At 70.8% G+C, this 22,050-nt stretch carries 20 protein-coding genes; 7 read left to right on the top strand and 13 right to left on the bottom strand.

Translation table 11 applies throughout. The features are described 5' to 3' along the window. Positions 1-14 precede the first annotated feature (14 nt). From G4D85_RS15395 to nrfH, 3 genes are all read right to left on the bottom strand, one after another. Positions 15-662, bottom strand: a complete 648-nt coding sequence (locus G4D85_RS15395) for an START domain-containing protein (protein WP_240359288.1) — start codon at positions 660-662, stop codon at positions 15-17. A 374-nt stretch (positions 663-1,036) separates the two neighbouring features. Beyond that, on the bottom strand, positions 1,037-2,584 hold the full coding sequence (locus G4D85_RS15390; RefSeq protein WP_164012523.1) for an ammonia-forming cytochrome c nitrite reductase subunit c552: 1,548 nt from the start codon (positions 2,582-2,584) through the stop codon (positions 1,037-1,039). A 25-nt stretch (positions 2,585-2,609) separates the two neighbouring features. Continuing rightward, entirely contained in the window at positions 2,610-3,155 is a 546-nt protein-coding gene (nrfH, locus tag G4D85_RS15385) for a cytochrome c nitrite reductase small subunit (RefSeq protein ID WP_164012521.1), read from the bottom strand. Positions 3,156-3,325: 170 nt separating this feature from the next. Between nrfH and G4D85_RS15380 the strand changes: the two genes are divergently transcribed. Beyond that, on the top strand, positions 3,326-4,843 hold the full coding sequence (locus tag G4D85_RS15380) for an HAD-IG family 5'-nucleotidase (protein ID WP_164012519.1): 1,518 nt from the start codon (positions 3,326-3,328) through the stop codon (positions 4,841-4,843). A gap of 66 nt (positions 4,844-4,909) precedes the next feature. Here the strand turns inward: G4D85_RS15380 and G4D85_RS15375 are convergent, their stop codons facing one another. Next, on the bottom strand, positions 4,910-5,365 hold the full coding sequence (locus tag G4D85_RS15375) for a DUF2267 domain-containing protein (protein WP_164012517.1): 456 nt from the start codon (positions 5,363-5,365) through the stop codon (positions 4,910-4,912). Between the two features lie 192 nt (positions 5,366-5,557). Between G4D85_RS15375 and G4D85_RS15370 the strand changes: the two genes are divergently transcribed. After that, positions 5,558-6,037, top strand: coding sequence for a hypothetical protein (locus G4D85_RS15370; protein ID WP_164012515.1), 480 nt, complete (start codon positions 5,558-5,560; stop codon positions 6,035-6,037). Between the two features lie 135 nt (positions 6,038-6,172). Beyond that, complete coding sequence (locus tag G4D85_RS15365) at positions 6,173-6,472, top strand: hypothetical protein (RefSeq protein ID WP_240359287.1); 300 nt, start codon at positions 6,173-6,175, stop codon at positions 6,470-6,472. 89 nt (positions 6,473-6,561) lie between these two features. Here the strand turns inward: G4D85_RS15365 and G4D85_RS15360 are convergent, their stop codons facing one another. From G4D85_RS15360 to G4D85_RS15350, 3 genes are all read right to left on the bottom strand, one after another. Continuing rightward, positions 6,562-7,944: a S28 family serine protease gene (locus G4D85_RS15360; RefSeq protein ID WP_240359286.1), complete on the bottom strand. Its 1,383-nt coding sequence runs from the start codon at positions 7,942-7,944 to the stop codon at positions 6,562-6,564. Positions 7,945-8,177: 233 nt separating this feature from the next. Then, positions 8,178-8,879 carry a DUF1361 domain-containing protein gene (locus G4D85_RS15355; RefSeq protein ID WP_164012511.1) on the bottom strand — a complete coding sequence of 234 codons (702 nt, stop codon included), beginning with the start codon at positions 8,877-8,879 and terminating at the stop codon, positions 8,178-8,180. A 113-nt stretch (positions 8,880-8,992) separates the two neighbouring features. Continuing rightward, complete coding sequence (locus G4D85_RS15350; protein WP_164012509.1) at positions 8,993-9,517, bottom strand: hypothetical protein; 525 nt, start codon at positions 9,515-9,517, stop codon at positions 8,993-8,995. Positions 9,518-9,821: 304 nt separating this feature from the next. Here G4D85_RS15350 and G4D85_RS15345 point away from each other — a divergent pair, with 304 nt between their 5' ends. Next, positions 9,822-10,220 (top strand): hypothetical protein, encoded by a 399-nt coding sequence (locus G4D85_RS15345; protein WP_164012508.1) that lies wholly within the window; start codon positions 9,822-9,824, stop codon positions 10,218-10,220. 126 nt (positions 10,221-10,346) lie between these two features. On the opposite strand, the gene G4D85_RS15340 is transcribed toward G4D85_RS15345, so the two are convergent. From G4D85_RS15340 to G4D85_RS15320, 5 genes are all read right to left on the bottom strand, one after another. Continuing rightward, positions 10,347-11,582, bottom strand: a complete 1,236-nt coding sequence (locus tag G4D85_RS15340; protein ID WP_240359285.1) for a S1 family peptidase — start codon at positions 11,580-11,582, stop codon at positions 10,347-10,349. Between the two features lie 251 nt (positions 11,583-11,833). Further along, positions 11,834-12,382 carry a hypothetical protein gene (locus G4D85_RS15335; RefSeq protein ID WP_164012504.1) on the bottom strand — a complete coding sequence of 183 codons (549 nt, stop codon included), beginning with the start codon at positions 12,380-12,382 and terminating at the stop codon, positions 11,834-11,836. Positions 12,383-12,428: 46 nt separating this feature from the next. After that, positions 12,429-12,797 (bottom strand): type I phosphoribosyltransferase, encoded by a 369-nt coding sequence (locus tag G4D85_RS15330; protein ID WP_164012502.1) that lies wholly within the window; start codon positions 12,795-12,797, stop codon positions 12,429-12,431. Between the two features lie 19 nt (positions 12,798-12,816). Next, positions 12,817-13,713, bottom strand: coding sequence for a hypothetical protein (locus tag G4D85_RS15325; protein ID WP_164012501.1), 897 nt, complete (start codon positions 13,711-13,713; stop codon positions 12,817-12,819). A 151-nt stretch (positions 13,714-13,864) separates the two neighbouring features. Beyond that, on the bottom strand, positions 13,865-14,833 hold the full coding sequence (locus G4D85_RS15320; RefSeq protein ID WP_240359284.1) for a CheR family methyltransferase: 969 nt from the start codon (positions 14,831-14,833) through the stop codon (positions 13,865-13,867). 41 nt (positions 14,834-14,874) lie between these two features. Between G4D85_RS15320 and G4D85_RS15315 the strand changes: the two genes are divergently transcribed. Then, on the top strand, positions 14,875-16,956 hold the full coding sequence (locus tag G4D85_RS15315) for a M3 family metallopeptidase (protein ID WP_164012499.1): 2,082 nt from the start codon (positions 14,875-14,877) through the stop codon (positions 16,954-16,956). A 28-nt stretch (positions 16,957-16,984) separates the two neighbouring features. On the opposite strand, the gene G4D85_RS15310 is transcribed toward G4D85_RS15315, so the two are convergent. After that, positions 16,985-18,610, bottom strand: coding sequence for a R3H domain-containing nucleic acid-binding protein (locus G4D85_RS15310; RefSeq protein ID WP_164012497.1), 1,626 nt, complete (start codon positions 18,608-18,610; stop codon positions 16,985-16,987). A gap of 305 nt (positions 18,611-18,915) precedes the next feature. On the opposite strand from G4D85_RS15310, the gene G4D85_RS15305 reads away from it, so the two are divergent. Both G4D85_RS15305 and G4D85_RS15300 read left to right on the top strand, forming a co-directional pair. Continuing rightward, the gene (locus tag G4D85_RS15305; RefSeq protein ID WP_240359283.1) at positions 18,916-20,625 is read left to right on the top strand and encodes a DUF1592 domain-containing protein; all 1,710 of its coding nucleotides are present in this window, start codon (positions 18,916-18,918) and stop codon (positions 20,623-20,625) included. Next, a complete protein-coding gene (locus G4D85_RS15300) occupies positions 20,622-21,962 on the top strand; it encodes a DUF1552 domain-containing protein (RefSeq protein WP_164012493.1) in 1,341 nt (446 codons plus the stop codon). The genes G4D85_RS15305 and G4D85_RS15300 overlap by 4 nt, the downstream gene beginning before the upstream one ends. Positions 21,963-22,050 lie beyond the last annotated feature (88 nt).

Below are 22,050 nucleotides of genomic sequence, written 5' to 3'. Positions count from 1 at the left end.
AGGAAGGGAACGCGTCACTTCTTCTTCCGCTGCGCCTCCGCGTGCTGCAGGGCGCGCTTCTCCACGGCGCGGAAGGTGTCCACCACTCCGTCCTTCTGACCCATGCTGGCCAGGAAGCCGGGGATGGAGCCGGCGGGGTCCACGGTGAACTTGTAGACGGCGTGGGACTTCCCCTCGCCGCGAGGCTCCACGCGCCAGCTCCCCTCGTTGAGTCGCAGCCGCACCGTGTCGCGGCGCTCGGGGATGGCGTCCGGCTGCGCCCACCACCGCTGGACGAAGACGCCGGTGCCGTCAGCGGCCAGCTTCGACTCCTGCACCACGTGGCACACGTAGTCGCGCGAGGCCACCACGGGCAGGCCCAGCTTCGTGTACGTCAGCCGCGCGCCGTCCGGCAGGTCCTTGATGGTGCGCGACTCCTTCACGTACGGCATCCATTGCCGGTACGAGTCCACGTCCGTCAGCACCGCCTGCACGTCCGAGGCGTTGGCGGCGAGCTCGCCTTCCGCCCACACTTCCTTGGCCTGGGTGCCCGGTCGGGGCCGCACCTTCACCAGGTACGGCTTCTCCGCCACCGTCTCCCACTTCTCTTCCGCGCTGGCCGCGCTGGCGAAGAGCACCAGCGCTCCGGCCACGAAGGCCCTCGGGTTCCCAAGCATCCGCATGCATCCTTCCCTGGCGGCCCGGCCGGCGCGCATCCTGTATCGCACCTTTCCAACGGACGGGCGAACCCGGGCATTCACGCCCCCGCGTCACCTTCGCGCGTGAGGACATCCCGAGACGCTGAGGGGTCGTCCACCACCGCCAGGGAAGCTGACTTCCGAGCCCTTCCATCAGCCGGGCCCACGCGCACCAACGCCGCGAGGCCGTGAGCCCCAAGCCTCATCAGCCGGGCCCACCCACACCAACGCCGCGAGGCAGTGAGTCGCAAGCCTCATCAGCCGGGCCCACCCGCACCAACGCCGCGAGGCAGTGAGTCGCAAGCCTCATCAGCCGGGCCCACCCACGCCAACGCCACGAGCCGGAGCTTCCGTGTCCCTCAGTGCGCCGGCCCACCGTCGCCGCTCCCACCATCTGGAACGGCGCCACCACCCGAGCCGCCCGCCCCACCCGTGGGACTGCCCACCGTCTTGCCTCGCACTCCGGGCCCGGGGTGGGCGTCTCCCGCGCTGGGGTGCGGGGCGTCGGGAAGCTCCGGCTTGAAGGTGGGGTCTCTCACGAGAATCTGCGCCTGGCGGAGCAGGTTGGTGGCCTGCGCGAGGATGCGGGCGGCCTCCTCCGGAGCATGGAAGCCCATGGAGTTCTCCGCCTCGATGAAGTCCAGCATGAACTGGCCGCGCCGCTGCAGCGCATACACCCCGGCCAGGTCCTGGTCCGTCTTCCCGGCGGCCTTCGCGGCCTTCACGTCCCTGACGAGCCCCACCAGCGCATCCAGCCCCTGGTTGCGCAGCTGGAAGGTGCGCTCCTGGAGCGCCTCGGCGCGGGCGCGCAGCTCGTCCTCGGAGAAGTGGTGGCACGTCTGGCACGCGCGGTTGATGTTGAGCAGCGGGCTGCGCACGTGGTGGTCGGAAATCTTCTGCGCCCCCACCCGCGTGTACGGCATGTGGCAGTCCGAGCACGACACCCCCGAGCGCGCGTGCACGCCCTGGTTCCACAGCTCGAACTCGGGGTGCTGCGCCTTGAGCACCGGCGCGCCCGTGTCCGCGTGCGTCCAGTCCTTGTGCGGATTCTCGTCGTAGTACGCGAGGATGTTCTCAATCTTCAGGCCCTTGTCCCACGGGAAGGTGAGCGTCTTCTCCGAGCCCTTGAAGTAGTACTCCACGTGGCACTGGCCGCAGACGTAGCTGCGCATCTCCTGGCGCGTGGCGTCGCGATTCACATCGTAGTCCCGCACGCCCTGCGCGGCCTTCATGCGCGCCATGCCCATCATGAAGGCCGGCTTCGTCACGCGCAGCTGCAGCGTCTGGCTGTCGTGGCAGTCGATGCAGGCCACCGGGTGCTCCACCTGCTTGCGCGCCTCGAAGTACGTCATGTGGTTGAGCGCGTCGAAGCCCTTGAAGAGGTCGCCGTTCCCCAGCCGCTTGTAGGCGGTATAGGTGCTGGCGTGGCAGTGGATGCACGTGCCCGGCTGCTGCGTCACCTGCTGGCGCTCGGTGAAGGTCTGGTCCGCCAGCATGTACGCGTGGCCCCGCTCCTCGCGGAAGTCCTTGCTGAAGGCGTAGCCGGCCCACATCGTCTTCAGGCGTGGGTCCTCCTCCAGCCGGCTCTGCGCCACCACCGAGCGCGGGTCCGACTGCGTGGGAGCGCGCGGCACCGCCTCGCTGCCGCCGTACCGCGTGCGCGTCTGGTCCACGGTGCGCAGGTACATGTCGTACTGGATGGGGAAGTTCTTCCCCCACACGGCGGGGTCCGCCGTGTCGTCGGTGAGCTCCACCACGCGGAAGAACGGGTTTCGTGCCTCCTGCTTGCGCTCGAGGATGTTGGTGGCCAGCGCGACGGCGGCCGCGGCGGCCAGGGCGGACACCACGCCCACGGCCACCAGCAGCAGCAGTCCACGGCGCTTCACGGGCGCATTCGGGTTCGCCATACGCGAGGGCTCCTCCAAGAGGGGTTCAGTCCAGTTCCAGGTGCCCCACCGAGCGGTGGCAGCGCACGCAGCTCATCGTCCCCTGCTCCGGCACGGGGTGCAGGGTGCCGTGCCGGTCGGCGTCCTTCCGGGAGTCACCCGCGCCCTGCGCCGACACCCGTACCCACAGCCCCGGCTCGATTGCGTGGACGATGTCCTGATGGCACGAGCGGCACGCCGCCTCCGTCACCTGCAGGTTCCGCTCGCCGATGTGGATGGGCTCGTGGAAGTCCCCGGAGGTGAAGGCCACCGAGTGGTGCCAGCCGTTGAGCGCCTTGGTGTAGTACTTCCCGAAGAAGCTGTGCGGGGTGTGACAGTCATTGCACACGGCCACGCCATGGTGGCTGCCCTTCACCCAACCCGCGTACTGCTCGTTCATCACGTGGCAGTTGGCGCACGCGCTCGGGTCGTCGGTGAGGTACGACGTCCCCTTCGCGTACACGAAGGTGTAGCCGACGGCGCCAACGGCGGTCCCCACCAGGACCGCCAGCACGACAGCACTGATGGCGATGCGGCGCGACACTCCGGGCATGGGGTCCTCGGGAACCGGGGCACGGTAGGAAGGTCCCCCGCTTCCGGCAACCCTTCACTTCCCTTTTCCGCCACCGGGGCCCCGGAGGACCGTGGCATCTGGCCTCCACCTGACGAGGCTCCACGTGGGCATCGACTTTTGCCTCCAGCCGAGGCAAAGCCAGGGAGTCTATGCGCTCGCACCTTTCCGGTCCCCCGCCCGAGCGGGGCCTGTTCTGCAACCGCACCCTCAACCTGCGTGGCATCAAGGCCGTCGGCTACGACATGGACTACACGCTCATCCACTACCGCGTGGAAGCGTGGGAGCGCCGTGCGTACGAGTACATCCGAGACCGGCTGGTGGCGCAGGGCTGGCCCGTGGGGGATTTGACGTTCGACCCGGGGCTCGCCATCCGCGGCCTCATCATCGACACGGAGAAGGGCAACCTCCTCAAGGCCAACCGCTTCGGAATCGTGAAGAAGGCCCTCCATGGCACCCGGCCCATGGACTTCGAGGCCCAGCGCGACGAGTACGCCAGCACCCTCATCGACTTGCACGAGCGGCGCTGGGTGTTCCTCAACACGCTCTTCTCGCTGTCCGAGGCCTGCATCTTCGCGCAGCTGGTGGACCGGCTGGACGCCGGCCAGCTCCCGGGCTCCACGCCCATGGGCTACACGGACCTCTACGAGCACGTGCGGAAGAACCTGGACGCCACGCACATGCAGGGGAGGCTGAAGGCGGAAATCATCGCCGACCCGGAGCGCTACGTCCTCGACGACCCGGAGACGCCGCTGGCGCTGCTGGACCAGCGCCACGCCGGCAAGAAGCTGCTGCTGATTACCAACAGCGAGTGGGCCTACACCGAGCCCATGATGCACTTCGCCTTCGACAAGCACCTGCCGGCAGGGATGACGTGGCGGCAGCTCTTCGACGTGGTGATTGTGTCCGCGCGCAAGCCGGAGTTCTTCACCACGCGTGCCCCGCTCTACGAGGTGGTGGAGTCCGGCGGCGAGGCCCTGCTGCGGCAGCACTCGGGGCCCCTCAAGGCCGGCACGCCCTACTTCGGCGGCAGCGCGCTGGAGCTGGAGCGCCACCTGGGGATGAAGGGGGACCAGATTCTGTACGTGGGCGACCACATGTTCGGCGACGTGCACGTGACGAAGGACGTGCTGCGCTGGCGCACGGCGCTCATCCTCCGCGAGTTGGAGGACGAGGTGCGCGCCATCGCCGGCTTCCGCGCCACCGAGGCCCGGCTGGGCGAGCGCATGGAGCACAAGGAGCGCCTGGAGGCGGAGAGCTGCCAGCTGCGCCTGGAGCTGCAGCGGCGCCGCTTCCAGTACGGCCCGCGCGCGGACAGCATCTCCGAGGCGGACCTGGTGGCACGGCTGGGCGAGCTGCGCACGGAGCTGGAGGCGCTGGACGCGGAGCTGGGCCCGATGGCGCGCGCGGCCACCGAGCTGTCCAACCCGCTCTGGGGCCTGCTCACCCGCGCGGGCAACGACAAGAGCCACCTGGCGCGGCAGATGGAGCGCTACGCGGACATCTACACGTCCCGCGTGTCCAACTTCCTGTTCGCCACGCCCTTCGTGTACCTGCGCAGCCCGCGCGGCAGCCTGCCGCATGACCCGAGCCTGCCCGGAGGCACACCCGTGTTCCCGTCCTCAGACGGGGGCGGCGGCGGAATGCTCGGCCCGGACGGCGCGGAGTAGTCCCTCCCCTTCCAAGCCGAGCGGGCGGACCCTGGCGACGGGGTCCGCCAGGGCGGGGGCCGCGGGCTACTGCGTGAGCCGCCACAGCGCCTGCAGGTCCGGGGGCAGGTTGCTGGCGACGTCGTCCGCCTCGCCCTCGGAGATGAGGTCCCTCATCGCGCGGAACACCGCGCGCACCACGGGCTCCATCTGCTCCACCGGCCGCTCCAGGTCGTCCGCCACCGTCTGGAGGAACGCCTCCTTGCCGAAGCGCCTCGGCCGCTGCGGGCGCTGCTCCAGCGGGGGCAGGAACTCCACCAGGCGGCGCGGGAGCTGGGCCTCCAAATCCTTCGCCTCGCCCGGGAGGATGCGCCGCTCCAGCGCGCTCAGCACCGCCACCGCCGCGCACTCGGCCAGGGCCGGCTCCAGCTTCCCCACCTCGCACAAGTGGCGGATGAAGGCCGCGTAGGTGGTGCGGGTGTGGGACTCATGCCGCTGCACGCGGCGCTGCGTCAGCTCGGTTTCGTTGGTGGGGCGGGTCATGGCTGGGGGCCTCCGGTTCGCCCCCGACAACCTGCGCACCCCACCTCCCTTCCGGCGCCAGCCGGCCGGCCGGGGGCCCTCCCGCGCCACCCCACTTCCAGGGTGGGAATGGCGTAGATCCGCGACATTGCTGGACTTTTGTTCAGTCCTCCCCCGGAGGCCTACCGGGGGGCCAGGCCCTCCGGGCAGGGCATGTCAGACCGTCCCAGTATGAGTTGTCCCGTGAGCCACTCGACCCCGGACAATTCGCCGTCACGTGTTCTCGAGCAGCGCAACCTGCTTGGAGGAACGGACCTCATGCCGGTGCTCGGCCGCGGCAATCGCAAGCGCGGCCGGAGCTTCCATGTCGCCTCCACGGGCCGTATCGGCTTCGCGGCGGCCCTGGCGCTGGTGGTGGAGCACGGTCGCCAGAAGGCCAAGGAGATTGGCGTCACGTCCCTGAGCAAGTGCCCCCGCTGCGGGCACACGGGGCCCACGGAGCAGGACTTCGGCTACCGCATCATGAAGAGCGGGCGCCGGCCCCAGTCCTGGTGCCGGGGCTGCCGGGGCATGCACATGGAGCCCTCGCAGACGAACGTCTCCACCTCGCGAGACAGCGAGGGCTGGCTCTTCCCGCCCGAGAGCACCACCGGCACCCGCCCGCCCAAGAAGGGCAAGCGCTCCTCGACCTAGCCCGCCGCGCCTTCCCGGCAGGCCCGCCGCTGGCTGGTGAGCACCCAGGCACGCGGCATGGCCCCTGGCCCTTCCCCCGGAGGGGGATGGAAAAGCCAGGGCGCCGTCCTTACCTCTCCACGGAAGGAGGGCATCATGGCCGTGCGGACCAAAGTGGCAGGTATCAAGAACAAGCGGCGGGTGGATGCGCACTCGGCCCAGCCCAGCGTGCAGGCCAGCAAGGGGCGCAAGACATTGCCCCGGGACGACGCCGCGGCGCTGCGCCGGCAGAAGACACTGGAGCGGGTGACACTGGGCCCCGCCGCCGAGCTACATGAGCCCAAGAGCCACCGTCGCCGCGCGACGATGCTCAAGGGCCGCAAGAAGGCCCCCAGCGAGATGAACGTGAAGCACAGCGGTGGGCCCAAGAAGCGTCTGCCCCTGCACGGCGGCTGACACCCTGGGCCCTCGCAGGTGAAGTCCGGGGACACCGCCCCCGCCCGGCCACAGCGGGCGGAAGCGGTGTCCTCGGGGTGTCGTCAGCGCTACAGCCGGAAGCGCGGCTCCCGCTCCAGGCCCGACTCGGTGCGCTCCGCCTCGGCGTCGAGCACCCGGGCCCGCACGCCCGCGGCCGACACGTCCAGCCCCATCCACCGGTAGAGGTTCTCCAAGGCCTGGGTCCGCTCGGGCTCGGGCAGGCGGCTGATGCGGGAGCCGTGCTCACCCTCCGGGACGATGTAGCGGAAGGAGTCATTGCGCTCGCGCACGGAGAAGGCGCCGGAGGACCAGGGGTCATTCTCTCCGTAGACGAAGAGCATCCGCTCCCCGTGGTTGCGCACCCAGTGCTCCACGCGGAGCATGAGGCCATGGTCGAACCGCTCCCTCACCGGGAAGGGAAGGTACGAGCGGGGCTCGTCCTCGCCCGGGTAGCGCAGCAGCCGGTGCAGGTGCCGCGTGGAGAAGCGCGTCCAGCCAAGCTCCGTCGCGGCCTGGTAGTAGTAGGCCGCGTAGTAGTCGAGCCACACGTCGCCGTAGGTGAAGGCGATGCCGACAATGCCGTCCAGGAACCCGAAGAGCTCCGCCGCCGACACGTCGGACGCGGGGACCTCCGCGCACACGGGCGCGCCGTAGTACTGCCAGAAGTAGAAGGACAGCTCGACGACGGAGAACTCCAGGGTCCGGTCCAGGCCGCCCAGCACCTCGAAGCCCGTGCCCTCGGAGACGACCAGCGCTTCCATGAAGGGCAGCATCTCGTCGCGGCGCTCCAGCACCGCTCGCTGGAAGGCCTGGAGCTTCGCGCGGCAGTCGGCGTCCCCCACCTGCTCGACGAAGCGGGCGTAGCGCCCGTCATCCAGTCCATGGCTGTTGGGCGCGACGTACGGCGCGGTGACGTCCACATCGTCCGGGTAGAAGTAGCGGTGGTACACGGCCGCCATGCCGCCCTTGCTGGTGCCCGTGGTCAACCAGCGCCCGGAGTAGAGCGGCTTGAAGGCCTCGATGATGCGGTGGTAGTCGCCCGCGGCCTGGCGGATGTCGAGCAGCTTCCAGTCATTCGAGGCCGGCCGCGAGGTGCCGAAGAAGCGGTGCTCCAGCGAGAGCTGGTTGGCGCCGAGCAGCGCGGTGGGCTCGGACCGCGAGGGGCCGTCCCCCAGGCCATAGCCGCCGGCGGAGAGCACCATGGGCGCGTCCACCGAGCGGTGCAGCAGGTTCACCCGGAGCTGGAAGCGCTCACCCAGGGGACGCCGGTGGTCCGCGGGCTGCTCGAACACCATCCGGAAGAAGCGCGTGCCCGCGTAGGGCGACGGCCGCTCGTCGAGCACGGTGAGCCCGGGGATGGACTGGAGCTGGGTGAGGATGTCCTCCGAGTCCGTCACCGTCTCCAGCGCGCTCACGGCCCGCGCGGGAGCCTCCACCTGGGAGGGCTCCACGAGGGTGGTATCCCCGCACGCCTGCAACAACACGGTAGCAACGAGCCACCACGCACCCTGGAAAACGCCAACGGCTTCTGACCTCTTCATTCAAGCTCCCGGAGATAGGTACTTCGCGCGCGCGCGCCAATGCATGAAGGAGGCGCCAGCTGGCGGCGCATCCCACTTTTTTTGGCGCACGGTGCTGAACGGCGAAGTCCAGCCTTTATTGCACCTGCAACGAAGCTACAGCGTTACGCGGCGCGCCGGCAACGCAGACGCGTCACCAGCACCTCGAAGACGGCGTAGGAGAGCAGCATCAGCCCGGCGAAGAGGATGGTGAGGCGCGTCAGGTAGGGGAAGGCGCCGGGCTCGCGCAGGTGGGAGGCCATGGTGGACAGCAGGCGCTCCGGCTCGGACAGCACGTCCCAGCTGTTCCACCGCTCCACGCGGCCCAGGTAGATGCCATAGCCGCACAGCAGGGACGTGGCGGCCACGAAGGCCCAGGCCCGGGCGCGGCCCCAGCGCCGCTCCAGCCACTCCTTCCACACCTCCAGCGAGAGCAGCCCCATCAGCCACCCGGTGGCGGCGAACAGCGCGAGCAGCGCCGCGTCGAACCACAGCGGCACCACGGGCCGCTGGTGCAGGTGGATGAAGTCCGTGAGCAGGTACGGCGCGTTGGGAAACAGCGCGAGCCACCCCAGGGCCAGCGGCGCCAGCAGCCACCAGCGGCCCAGGCCCCGCGCCATCAGCAGGCGGGCCACCAGGGACAGCACATAGGGCACCCACGCCAGGAACAGGTTCCAGGACAGGAAGGCGTAGCTGGCACGCTCACTCCAGTCCAACCGCAGGGCCAGCAGCCCCACCGCGGCGACACTGCTCAGCACCGCGGGCAGGAAGCCATGGCGGCGCAGCACGGACAGGAAGGCGGGAGGGGCAGTGGGCGGCTGGGACATGGTGGCACTTGCGGTAGCCGGGCCGCGCACCGTGGCCGGGAGACCACGGGAGAGGCTCGGAAGGGAACGTGCCCCCACGCCAAAGCAACGTCCAGGCCAGCGCGAGGTGTCGCTCAGGACTCTGGCGGTGGCCAGAGCGCGCTGACGGCCGGGTCCTCGGCCAGGTAGACGACCCAGACAGGCTCGCCGGGGCTGCGCCGTGCGTCCGCGAGGCAGGGCGAAGGTGTGCTCCCGTGCACTGGCTGACCGCGGGCGAGGAAGACGTAGTCGAGCTGGGCGACGCGCCCCGCCTCCAGGCCCGGGAGGACGTGGCGCTCCACCCGGGTCAGCTCCGCCGCGGCGGGCAGGCCCCAGCGCAGCGCCTGGAGGCGACGGCGCTGCTCGCGGCGGAGCGCCCCGGGCCAGCCGGAGCGGCGGAGCAGAACGCCCACGAGCAGGAAGATGCCCGTCATCAACAGCAGGGGCCGGAGGAAGCCGAGCGCCACCGGCAGCATCAGCACACCCAGGGCGAGGAAGAACGTGCCCACCGAGTGGTGCGTGACGAGCCTCGGCCGGAGGATGGCCTTGCGCTGCGCGCGGGTGAGCCGGCGCGGAGGCAGCGGCGGCCCGGCGCCTCGCGAGACGCGGGGTGCATCCACCAGCGAGCCACCACATTCCCGGCAACGTTCGTCCCGCCCCGGGAGGCCGACCTGGCCACAGCCGGGACAGGCGCGATGTGACGCGTCCGAGTCTGACGGGACCAGCGTGAGGGGTGGGCGGCGTTGCACGGTGTCACCATGGGAGCACCCTGGCGCGCGAATGCGCAACCTCGTCCCCGGGTACGACGTGGAAGTGGAGCGGTGGAAGGAATGGCGCGGCTGACATGAGCGCTGGGGCACGCTCGCCCCGCTGCTCCCTGGCAACCGGGAAGCTTCATTCCTACCTGATGGCCTGGGAGGTCACATGCCAGAGAAGAGTCGAGGGATACGAGCGAAGGTGGCGAAGAAGAAGGGCACGACGATGGCGCTCAAGGCCATGGACGTGGGCCGGGCCGCGGGGGCGAGCACCCACAAGGCGAAGAAGAGCGGCCGGCGGGCACTGGGGAGCGTGGACTTCGAGGACCGGAAGGTCAGCCCGCGCAGTGCGTCCGGGAAGGGCGTGACGGCGAAGAGCCGCAGGCTGCCGGTGGCGGAGCTGGGCAGCAGCACGTCGCGACGCAAGACGCTGCCGGCCCCGGCCGCCGCGGCCTACCGCAAGGAAGGCACGGCCAAGCGCACCACCGGGCGCGGTGACACGACGCCGCTCAAGGCGGGCAAGGCCTACAAGCGCAAGGGACCGCGCAAGACGAGCATCCGCGCCTGACGTGCACCCACGGGCAGGTCGCCCACGGATTCGAGACACCTGCCGAGGCTCGCTCGGGTGTGCATGCGGCCTCGTTCAGCGAGGCACGGCAACCTGACTGGCCGTGCCAGCCCGGTGCGGCCCGCCTCAACGGATATGCCGGCGCGCGGGCTTCAGCAGGCCCGCCCATGACAGCAGGCCGAGGAGCAGGGCACCCGGCGCTCCCGCACAGCCTCCCGCGTCCGTCGCGGAGTCCGGACCGCCAGGGTCGACAGGGTCCGGGTCGGGTGGAGGCGGCGTGCACGGCGTGAAGCAGCGGCACGCGTCCGTGCCCTCGGGCTCCAGCCGCGCGCACAGCCCACCCGTGCCACAGGAGGCGTCGTCCGTGCAGGTCGCACCGTAGGCTCCTGCCTGGAGCGCGGGCAGCAGGCAGCGGGCCGGTGCGCCTTCCACGGAGACACAGGTGAGCCCCGAGGGACACTCGGCGTCACGTGTGCAGGTGGCACGGCAGAGGTCTTCCGGTGGCAGCGTGGGGATGACGGATGCAGGCGCTTCCGCGAGGAACGGGCGGATGAAGCCGTCGAGCAACGCGTCCACGCGCACGTTGAGGGCTTCGTCCTGACAGGCGACGTCGCCGCTCGCGGTGAGTCCCACCAGCACCTCGCGTCCGCCGTCGCGGAGGAGCACCGGTCCGCCGCTGTCTCCCACGCAGCTCATGCTGGGAGCAGGGCCGGCGCGAAAGGCCGCGGGCTCCACCTGCGTCACCGTCAGCGTGCCCTGCCTCCGACGGCCGGAGGGAACAGCGGCGTCCTTCGTGTCCCCGTAGCCCACCACCCGCACGGAGGCACCGGCGGTGGGAATGACACTCGTGGACTCCGGCAGGGGGAACGGTGTCACGTCCACCGGTGCCGCGAGGCGCAGCAGCGCGACATCGTACGCGTGGGTCGTGGCGTCGTAGTCCGGGTGGATGAGCGCACGGGCCACGCGGGCGAAGCGGCCCCGGGGGGAGGGCTCCGGCTGGGGCAGTAACACCTGGCCGAGGTAGACCTCGTGCGGCCCCTCCGGCCCGAAGATGGCCAGACAGTGCGCGGCCGTGAGCACCACGTCGGGCGCGATGAGCGCACCGGAGCAGAGCAGCACCGGCGGCTCCCCAGCGCAGCGGGTGCGACGGGCGATGAGCGCCACCGCGGCGGTGTCGTCTGGCGCGTCCGAGCCCGCCACGACAGGGCGCGAGTCCGTGCGCGGCGTAGAGGCGGGTGACTCCTCCGCCACGGACTGGCAGGCGAGCAGCGCCGCCAGTGCTGACACCAGGAACAGGGCCCTCGCGACGTGCTGCCCGTACGCCGCTCGCTCTTGCCGGAAGCGCTCAACAGGACGTGGCACGACCTTGCTCGCGACCCGCTGCCGGGCTCCTGCTTCATGCTGCCCGTACACCGTCGGCCCTTGCCGGAAGCGCTCAACAGAACGTGGCACGATCTTGCTCATGTCCTGTTGCCGGGCTCGCGCTTCTTGCCGCCCGTACACCATCAGCCCGTGTCGGAAGCTCGCGAGAAGCGTTACGGCATGGCTCGCGGCCCGCTGCGCTCCGCGAGGCCCTTGCACCATCAGAGCTCGCGGTGACGCGGGCCCGGGACTCATTCGGCGGAGGACTCTTCCTTCACCGCCTCGCCCAGCTCGCGAAGCTCCTCGCGTAGTTCGTGCAGCCGCGCCCGGTTGCGGCTCAGGAGCGTCTCGAGCTGCTCGCTCCGCCGCTCGTCACCGCGCGCCTCGGCGTCCTCGCGCTCGCGCTCCAGCCGCTCCACGTCCCGCCCGAGCAGCGCGGTGAGGTGCGTCGTCTTCTCCAGCCGCCACTGCGCCGTCTGCGGCAGCTCGGGTTCGATGGCGTCATTCTCCTGCGGGGGAGGGTTCGCCACCTCCGGCTCCGGCGGCACGTCACCGGGCGCCAGCGCCACCACCGTGGCCGGCCGCTCCTCGTTGCTCGCGGGCACCGGCTCCACCCGCTCCCGCGCGACGACCTTCGGAGGCACCGACTCCGGCGCGGGCGTCCCGGGCCCCGTCGCGATGGGCGGCTCGGAAGGCGCCGCCCCCGGCGCGACAGGCGACGCCGGCCACAGCATCACCGTCAGCAGGGACACGGTGAGCGCCACGGCGGCGACCAGCATCAGACGGTAACGAATCCGCATGTCTCGCTTGCCTTCCCTGCGTCCGGCGTGAAGCGTACTTCAGTTCTCAGAACCGCACGCGCCACGTGCCTGCCTGCCGCTCCACTCGCAGCAGCCACGGCTCCTTGCGCTCCTCGCCGTCCCGCGCCACGCGGGCCCGGACGATGACCGCCTCCGAGTCCCTCCCGTCGACGGTCGACCCGATGATGCCCAGCAGGGAGAGTCCGTGCTCCCGCAGCTCCCGCACCGTCTCCTCGCAGGGCCGCGCGCTGCCCCCGGTGGCCAGCAGCGGCTCCAGCACCGCGCAGTCCTCCGAGGGCAGCGCCGCGAAGAAGCGGCGCACCGTCTCCTCCGCGGCCCCGGTCTTGGAGGACGTGCACGCGAGGGCGGCCAGCATCAGCCAGCACGCCCACACACCCGCCCGCTTCCTCGTCATGCGGCCTGGCTGCATGGCCTCAGTAGCAGTTGGGCGCGAACAGCTCGTCGTCGGTGGCGGACACGAACTGGTCGTCGCAGTAGCCGCTCACGAGCATGTGGCCGTTGCGCACGCAGCCGTCGTGGTTGGTGGCGTCCAGCGTGTACTGGGTGTCACCACCACAGTCGCCGCCGCAGCGGCCGAAGCAGTTGCCCATCACCTTCGGGCGGGACCAGTGGTCCGGCTCACCGCACACCCACGTGCTGCCGTTCAGGTAGTACTCGTCGCCGCCGCACGACGCGTGGTCTCCGAGCTGGGCAATCTGCTGGTTGCCGGCGTAGGAGAAGCTGCCCTTGTTGCAGTCGTGCTTCGCGTACGAGTACCAGTTGTACACGCCGCCGCAGCTGCCCGTCTGCCGGCCGTTGCACTTCGTATAGCTGCACAGCATGGTGTAGCCGCGGCCCTGCTCACCCAGCACCGAGCGCTTCAGCTCCACGCTGTCGGGGTTCTGCGACCACAGGCTCACCGCGCGCCGCAGGTACATGGCCTCCGGGGCCGCCGCGTCACCGACGGGCAGCTCCGCGCTCAGCGCGCCGTAGAGGGCGGCGAGCAGCTCGCGGTCCGCGTCACCGAGCTGCGTGTCCGTCGCGCTTCCGTCCGCGAAGCCGTCCAGCGTGGAGACGCCGCTGGCCGGGTCCATCAACCCGGTGAGCGTCATCCCGCGCAGCCGCACCTCCAGCCGGTACACGCCGGGCTCCACCTCGCGCGAGGAGAAGGTCACCTCGCCGCCGCCGTGGACGAAGCTGCCGCCCGTGCTGCCCGCCTCCGCGGACAGCGACAGCCCTTCCTGCTTCGAGGGGGCGGTGTCACCACCGTTCGCACCACCACAGGCCCACAGCATCAAAGTCGCGACCGCGGTACACAGCGCCTTGCGCATATCGTTGCCTTCCCTCCGGCCAGGGGCTCGGCCCCAAAGGAGGCAACCGTGGTACCGGGCACCCGGGACACGCTCAAGGCGGGGCGCGTCACGGCGCCATGAAACATGGCTCATGTTTCACGGGGACATCTCCGCCTGGGTCCGAAGAGCCTCAGTCTGTCACCCTGCGAAACACCGGCAGTGGGCCCGCGGCGCGCTCCAGGTCCCGGCCGTGTTCGGGAAGCGACTCGTGGCCGCCGATGACGAGCAGCCCACCCGGCACCAGCCGCGCTACGAGACGCGCGAGCACCTCGCGCTGGAGCGCCGGGGCGAAGTAGGTGAAGGCCACATTGCGGCACAGCACGAGGTGGAAGAGGCCGTCCGGCAGCGCCGCGCGCAGGTCCTGGCGGAGGAAGGTGACGCCTTCCCGGTACGCGGGGGCAACACAGGGTTCAGGGGTGGACTCGGGGAAGGCCCGGGTGGCCCACTCGGACGGCAGCTCCCGCAGGGCGCCGCGCGGGTAGCAGCCCCGGCGTGCGCGGGCGAGCAGCGCCTCGTCGGCGTCGGTGGCGAGGAGCTCCAGCCGCGCCTCCGGGAAGCGGGGCTGGAGGCCGAGCCGGAAGAGGACGGCCACCGTGTAGGGCTCCTCGCCGGAGGCACAGCCGGCGCTCCAGGCGCGGAAGGTGGACCCGCCCCGTGCGCGCAGCGTCTCCAGGATGGCCGGGAGCAGGTCGTCCCGCAGCACGTCGAAGACGCGCGCGTCGCGGTAGAAGCGGGAGATGGTGACGCGGCAGAGCGAGTCGAGCACGTCCCACTCGCCCGGGTCCGCCTCCAGCCGGGCGCGGTAGGCGGCGGCCCCGGACAGGCCCAGCGCCTGGAGCCTCCGGCCGAGGCGCTTGCACACCTGGCCCCGGACGCGGCGGAAGCCGTCCCAGCGCAGGCGCAGCCGGGGCGCGGCCCACTGCAACAGCTCCACGCACTCGCCGTCCGTCATCGCGTGCCACCTTCCGCCGGCCTGGAGTGCCTCCCACGCCCGGGGGAAGCCATCCCCCTGGAGGGCCTTTGTGCACGAGCGGACCTCGTGCCCCGGCTCGCGGCCCGCCTGCCCCACCGCCGAGCGGAAGGCGCCGGGATGTGGCATGACGCTCGGGCGTTTCCGATGGACTCCGGAGGAACCCACCCTTGAAGAGACTTACCGCCCTCACCCTCACCGCGACCCTGGCGGCGGCCGGCTGCACGCATGGCACCGCGGCCAGCGAGCCCGTGTCCCCGCAGGCCCAGGCCATGGCACCTTCTCCCGCTCCGGCTCCGGCCGCCCCTGCCCAGCTGCCCCCGCCGCCCCGCATCGCGGACGTCCTGTCCGGCAGCGTGGAGGCCTTTACCACCGCCTGCGAGGCGGACCTCGAGCGCGCCCGCGAGCAGGTCGCCGCGCTCAAGAAGCTGGACGCGCGCAAGGACCCGCAGGCCGTGCTCGCCGCGTATGACGAGGCCATGGGCTCGCTGGTCGCCGCGACGAACCGCTCCAGCCTCGCCCGCGAGGTGCACCCGGACGCCGCCTTCCGCGAGGCCGCCCGCGAGTGCGAGCAGCTCGTGGACTCGGCCAACGTGGCGCTGTCCCAGGACCGTGGCGTCTATGACGCGCTGGTGGCGGTGGACCTGTCCGGCGCGGACGCGGCCACGAAGTACTGGATGGAGCGCGCGCTGCTCGACTTCCGCCGTGCCGGCGTGGACCGCGACGACGCCACCCGCGCGAAGGTGAAGTCGCTGAACGAGGACATCCTCAAGCTGGGGCAGCAGTTCGGGAAGAACATCGCCGAGGACGTGCGCAGCGCGTCCTTCAGCCCCAAGGAGCTGGACGGCCTGCCGGAGGACTACCGGAAGGCGCACCCGCCGGGGAAGGACGGCAAGGTGGTCATCACCACCAACTACCCCGACTACTTCCCCTTCATGACGTACGCGAAGGACACGAAGGCGCGCGAGAAGCTGTGGCGCACCTACCGCCAGCGCGCCTTCCCGGCGAACCAGCAGGTGCTGTCGCAGCTCATCTCCAAGCGGCACGAGCTGGCCACGCTGCTCGGCTACGAGAGCTGGGCCGCGTACAACACCGAGACGAAGATGACCCGCAAGCCACAGGTGGCGGCGGACTTCATCGACCGGCTGGCGGCGGCCACCGAGGGGCGCGCGAAGAAGGAGCACGCGGAGCTGCTGGCGCGCAAGCAGAAGGACGTGCCCGCGGCGAAGACGCTGGAGCCGTGGGACCAGGACTTCTACGAGGACCGGCTGCGCGCGGAGCGCTTCGGCTTCGACTCGCAGGCGGTGCGGCCCTACTTCGAGTACTCCCGCGTGAAGGCGGGGGTGATGGACATCACCGCGCGCATGTGGGGCATCACCTACAAGAAGGTGGACGACGCGAAGACGTGGCACCGGGAGGTGGACACGTACGACGTGCTCGACGGCAGCCGCCTGCTGGGCCGCATCTACCTGGACATGCACCCGCGTGACGACAAGTACAAGCACGCGGCGCAGTTCGACCTCGTCGCGGGCCAGGCCGGCAAGCGCTACCCGGAGGCCACGCTGGTCTGCAACTTCGGCCGCCCCGGCGAGCTGATGACGTACGACGACGTGGAGACCTTCTTCCACGAGTTCGGCCACCTGGTGCACGCCGTGTTCGGGGGAGATTTGAAGTGGGCGGGCATCGCCGGCACGCGCGTGGAGTGGGACTTCGTGGAGACGCCGTCCATGCTGCTCCAGCAGTGGGCGTCGAACCCGCAGGTGCTGACGGAGTTCGCGAAGCACCACCAGACGAACGAGCCGATTCCGGCGGAGCTGGTGACGAAGCTGCGCGCGTCCAAGGAGTTCGGCAAGGGGCTGTGGTCCCGCCGGCAGCTGTTCCTGTCGGCGGTGAGCCTGGACTACTACTCGCGCAAGCCGGGCTTCGACACGACGCAGGCGATGGCGGAGCAGCAGAAGAAGCTCAGCCCGTTCAAGCACGAGTACCGGGACGGCACGCACTTCGAGCTGGCCTTCGGGCACCTGGATTCGTACTCGGCGGCCTACTACACGTACCTGTGGTCGTCGGTCATCGCGAAGGACCTGGAGTCGGAGTTCGAGAAGCACGGGTACCTGGACCGGGAGACGGCGATGAAGTACCGCCGCACCGTGCTGGAGCCCGGCGGCTCCAAGCCCGCCTCCGAGCTGGTGAAGGACTTCCTCGGACGCGAGTACGGCTTCGACGCGTACAAGGCGTTCCTGGACCGCAACTAGGCCGCACCTCCGCCGGGGGGAGTGTGACTCACGCGCTCCCCTCGGCCTCCTCCTGCGCGAGCGCCGCCTCCACCTCGGCGCCCAGGGGGTAGATGGTCAGGTGCCGCACCGGCTCGCTGCCGTGGCTCACCGCCTCCAGGTGGTAGCGGCTCACCAGCCGGTGCTGCAGCTTCCTCAGCCTCGGCGGCCTTGGCGCGAGCGGCACCGACACGCCCTCGCTCAGCACCCGCTCAATCGCGTGCTCCACCTCGGCGACGGCCTCGCGCACCTGGTCCTCGTCCACGCCCTCCACCACGTTGAAGGCCGTCTTCAGCGCCCGGCGCAGCTCCGTGGAGCTGTTGCGCTTCACCGCCTCCACCCGAGCCCCCGTCTTCTCCGTCGTGCGCCGCAGCCTCGGGTCGTTCGCCCGCGAGCGCAGCGTTATCACCAGGTCCGCCGCGTCCAGCCGGCTCACCAGCCGCACGTCCACCGCCAGCTCCCGCAGCACCTTCGTCAGCAAGTCGCGGCTCACCGCGTGCGCGTACACCTTCGTCGTCCCGCCCGTGCCGGGCGCCCGCGCCTGGAAGCTCTCCGCCTCCCGCACCGCTCCCGGCGGCGCCAGCCGCCCCGGCCGCAGCGAGGGCAGTGACGGCGGCGCGGCCTTCACCGCCTCCACCGCCACCTCTCCGGAGTCCACGTCCTGCTTGCGGCGCTCGCCGCCCACGTCCTGCGCCGCCAGCAGCCGGTCCACCGACTCCGCCGTGTCCCGGTGCACCAGCACCTCGTCGCGGCCCACCATCTCCACCACGATGTCGAACGTGGGCGGCGCCTTGCGCTCGCTGATGGTCTTCTGCGTGTGCCGCCGCCGGGCCTCCTCGTCGCTCAGCGTCACCGTGTGCACCCCGCCCACCAGGTCCGACAGCGTGGGGTTCAGCACCAGGTTCTCCAGCGTGTTGCCGTGCGCCGTGGCCACCAGCTGCACCCCGCGCTCCGCAATCGTCCGCGCCGCCGCCGCCTCCGCCGAGGTGCCAATCTCGTCGACGATGATGGCCTCGGGCATGTGGTTCTCCACCGCCTCAATCATCACGTCGTGCTGCCGGTCCGGCCGCGACACCTGCATCCGCCGCGCACCGCCAATGCCCGGGTGGGGAACGTCCCCGTCTCCGCCAATCTCGTTGGAGGTGTCCACCACCATGACGCGCTTGCGCAAATCATCGGCCAGCACGCGCGCCACCTCGCGCAGCTTCGTCGTCTTCCCCACGCCCGGCCGCCCCAGCAGGAGCAGGTTGCGCCCCGAGCCGATGAGGTCCTTCAGCATGTCGATGGTGCCGTAGATGGCGCGCCCCACCCGCAGCGTCAGCCCCACCACCTTGCCCTTGCGGTTGCGGATGGCGGAGACGCGGTGCAGCGTGCGCTCGATGCCCGCGCGGTTGTCGTCCCCCGGGGGCCCCACCTGCGCCAGCACGTGCTCCAGGTCCTCGCGGAGCACCGGCTCCTCGCGCAGCCGCTCCACCCGGTCCACCAGCCGGGCCTCGGGCGGGCGGCCCAGGTCCATCACCACCTCCAGCACCTGCTCGGGCGGCAGCGCTCGCACCGCCGCCTGCAGCGGTCCTGGCAGCACGCTCATCAGCAGCAGGAAGTCGTCAGCTTCGGCCTCGGCACGCGGTGGTGTCATCTCCCGCCCCTCTACGCCCCCTGGTCAACGTTGTGTCTTCCCGGCCCGCCATGCAGACCCAACCCGGCCGGGAGGGCACCAGCCGTGCGGAGCCGCGCCCGGCCCCAGGGGCTTCCCACCCGTGGAAATCCATTTCCCACCTGGCCCCCCGCTCCCACCCGGAAGCTGCCCGGTAACGGACGCCAGCCTGCCCCTACCCTCCGCAACCCGTCCACCACTTCGCACCTGGCGTTGGTGAGCGTCTTGCTTACCCCAGGGCGGCCCCGCCGCGCGGGTCCATGGCGAGTGTGGAGGGGGTAGGCGACGTGACACCCAGGCTTCGAACAAGAAGGAGCTGGCAATGGCTGGCGGGCGCGGGCTCCGCGCTGCTGCTCGCCGGCTGCAATGGCGACAAGCTTCCCCAGGCGCGGGTGCTTCCCGGGGAGGACGGGCCCGGTGCGGAGACACCACCACCGCCCGATACGCAGCAACCGGTCGACGAGTGCAAGAACGCGGTAAAAGACCCGGGCCGCGTCACCCTGCACCGCCTCAACCGCGCCGAGTACGACGCCACCGTGCGAGACTTGCTGGGCGACACCACCCAGCCCGGCCGCGGCTTCCCGGCGGACGACCACGGCTACGGCTTCGACAACAACGCGGACGTGCTCAGCATGTCCCCGCTGCTGATGGAGAAGTACTCCACCGCGGCGGAGAAGCTCGTGGACGCGGCCTGGAGCCGGGGCGCCTTCGCCACGTGCGCGCTGGGCGTGGCCAACCCGGAGCCCTGCGCGCGAGACATCCTCTCCCGCTTCGCCCGCCGCGCCTGGCGCCGGCCGGTGACGCCGGACGAGGTGGACCGGCTGGTGGCCTTCGTCGCGCTGGCGACGCGGCACGGAGACAAGGCCGAGGCAGGCGTGAAGCTGGCGCTGCGCTCGGTGCTGGTGTCTCCCAACTTCCTCTTCCGCATCGAGAAGGACCCGGACCCGGCGTCCTCCGCGCCGCACCGGCTCAATGACTTCGAGCTGGCCAGCCGGCTCTCCTACTTCCTCTGGAGCAGCATGCCCGACGAGGACCTCCTGGCCGCCGCCGAGGCGGGGAAGCTGGACAGCCCCGAGGAGCTGGAGGCCCAGGTGCGCCGCATGCTCAAGGACCCCAAGGCCCAGGCCCTGGTGGAGAACTTCGCCGGCCAGTGGCTCTACACGCGCGCGCTGGACTCGGCCGAGCCGGACAAGACGCTCTACGGTGCCTTCAGCGAAGACCTGCGCACGGCCATGCGCCAGGAGACGCAGCTCGTCTTCCGCGAGTTCATCACCGGCGACCACAAGCTGAGAGACCTGGTCGACGCGCCCTTCACGTATGTGAATGACACACTGGCCACGCACTACGGGCTACCGCCGCCGGGCAGCCGCACGCCCGTCCGCGTGGAGCTCTCCACCCACCGCGAGCGTCAGGGCGTGTTCGGCCATGGCTCGCTGCTCACCGTCACCTCCAACTCGGACCGCACCTCGCCGGTGCAGCGCGGCGTGTGGGTGCTGGAGCAGATGCTGTGCTCCGCGCCGCCGCCTCCGCCTCCGGACGTGGAGAACCTGCCGCCGCCCATTGAGCCGAACATGACGATGCGGGAGCGGATGGCGCTGCACCGCAGCCAGCCGCAGTGCCAGGGCTGCCACCGGATGATGGACCCGCTGGGCCTGGCGCTGGAGAACTACGACCCCATCGGCCGCTGGCGGCTGCAGGAGGTCAGCGGAGCGCCGGTGGACGCCACGGGCGAGCTGCCCAACGGCACCGTCCTGCGAGGCAGTGAGGACATGCGACGCTTCGTGAAGGACGACCCGAAGCTGCCCGCGTGCCTCACCGAGCACCTGCTCACCTACGCGCTCGGCCGGGGCATGTCCCGGGAAGACGAGTGCGCGGTGAGGGAAATCGCCGCCTCGGCGGAAGCCAGCGGCGGCCGACTCAGTGACTACATCCTCAGCATCGTCCTCAGCGACCACTTCACCATGCGGCGCGGCGAGACGGAGGCCCAGCAGCCATGAGCAAGAAGTTCCAACTCTCCCGGAGGACCCTCCTGCGCGGAGCGGGAGCGCTGATGGCCCTCCCCGTGCTCGAACAGATGCTGCCCGGGACGGCCCGGGCAGCCACCGGCCCCGTGCCCCGGCGCCTGGCCGTCTTCTACACGCCCAATGGCATCCACATGCCGAAGTGGACGCCCACGGGCACCGGCGCGAACTGGGCGCTCACGCCCACGCTGGCACCGCTGGCCGCGGTGAAGAGCGACCTGCTCGTCCTCAGCGGACTGGCCAACTTCCCCGGCCTGCCGGATGGGGACGGCCACCATGCCGCCGGCACCGCCGCCTTCCTGAGCTGCGCCAAGGCCTTCAAGACGGAGGGCACCGACTTCAAGGCGGGCATCTCCATGGACCAGGTCATCGCCAGGAGCCTGGCGGCGCGGAAGGCGACGCGCTTCGCCTCGCTGGAGCTGGGCAACGACGCCGGCAAGGGCATTGGCAACTGCGACTCCGGCTATGCCTGCCCCTACGCCAACAACATCGCCTGGGCGGGGCCCACCACGCCCGTGGCCAAGGAGACGCGTCCCAAGGCGGCGTTCGACCGGCTCTTCGCGGGCTTCGACCCGGGAGCCTCCCAGGCCACGGTGGAGAAGCGGCGCGCGTACGGGAAGAGCATCATCGACTTCGTGCGGGAGGACGCCAACTCGCTGAAGACGCAGCTCGGCAGCTCGGACCTGCGCAAGCTGGACGAGTACTTCACCAGCGTGCGGGACTTGGAGAAGCAGGTGGAGGCGATTGAAGCGGACGGGCCTTCCTGCAACCCGGGCACGGCGCCCGCGGACAACGAGGACCCGCGCGTGAAGACGAAGGCGATGATGGACCTCATCGTCCTCGCCTTCCAGTGCGACCTCACCCGCGTCGCCACCTTCATGCTGGCCAATGCGCGCAGCAACAAGGTGTATGGATTCCTCGGCCTCAGCGGCGGGCACCACACGTACTCGCACCACCAGAAGGTGCAGGCCAACTACGACGCGCTCTCCATCATCGACCGGTGGGAGGTGGAGCAGTACGCCTACCTGCTGCAGCGCATGAAGGGCATCCAGGAGGCGGACGGGAAGACGCTGCTCGACAACTCGATGGTGTACTTCTCCAGCGAAGTGGCCGACGGCAACTCGCACGAGCACAAGAACCTGCCCGTCCTCCTCGCCGGCAGCGGCGGCGGCGCGCTCACTCCGGGCCGCCATGTCCGCTACAACGGGGCCCCGCTCGCCAACCTCTACATCTCCCTGATGCAGGCCATGGGCGTGTCCGGCATCACCACCTTCGGGGACAACGGGACTGGCCCCCTGCCCGACCTCAAGTAGGCGGGAAGGGACAGCGCGGCGGAGCAGGCGTGCGGGCGGCCCCTGCACGTCCCGCCCGCCGCTCACGCTTCTCATGCACTGGTGGGCG

This window comes from Pyxidicoccus trucidator (genome assembly GCF_010894435.1).
Classification (GTDB): domain Bacteria; phylum Myxococcota; class Myxococcia; order Myxococcales; family Myxococcaceae; genus Myxococcus; species Myxococcus trucidator.
Note: the sequence above shows the minus strand (reverse complement) of the source record. Positions and strands in the feature narration are given on the sequence as shown.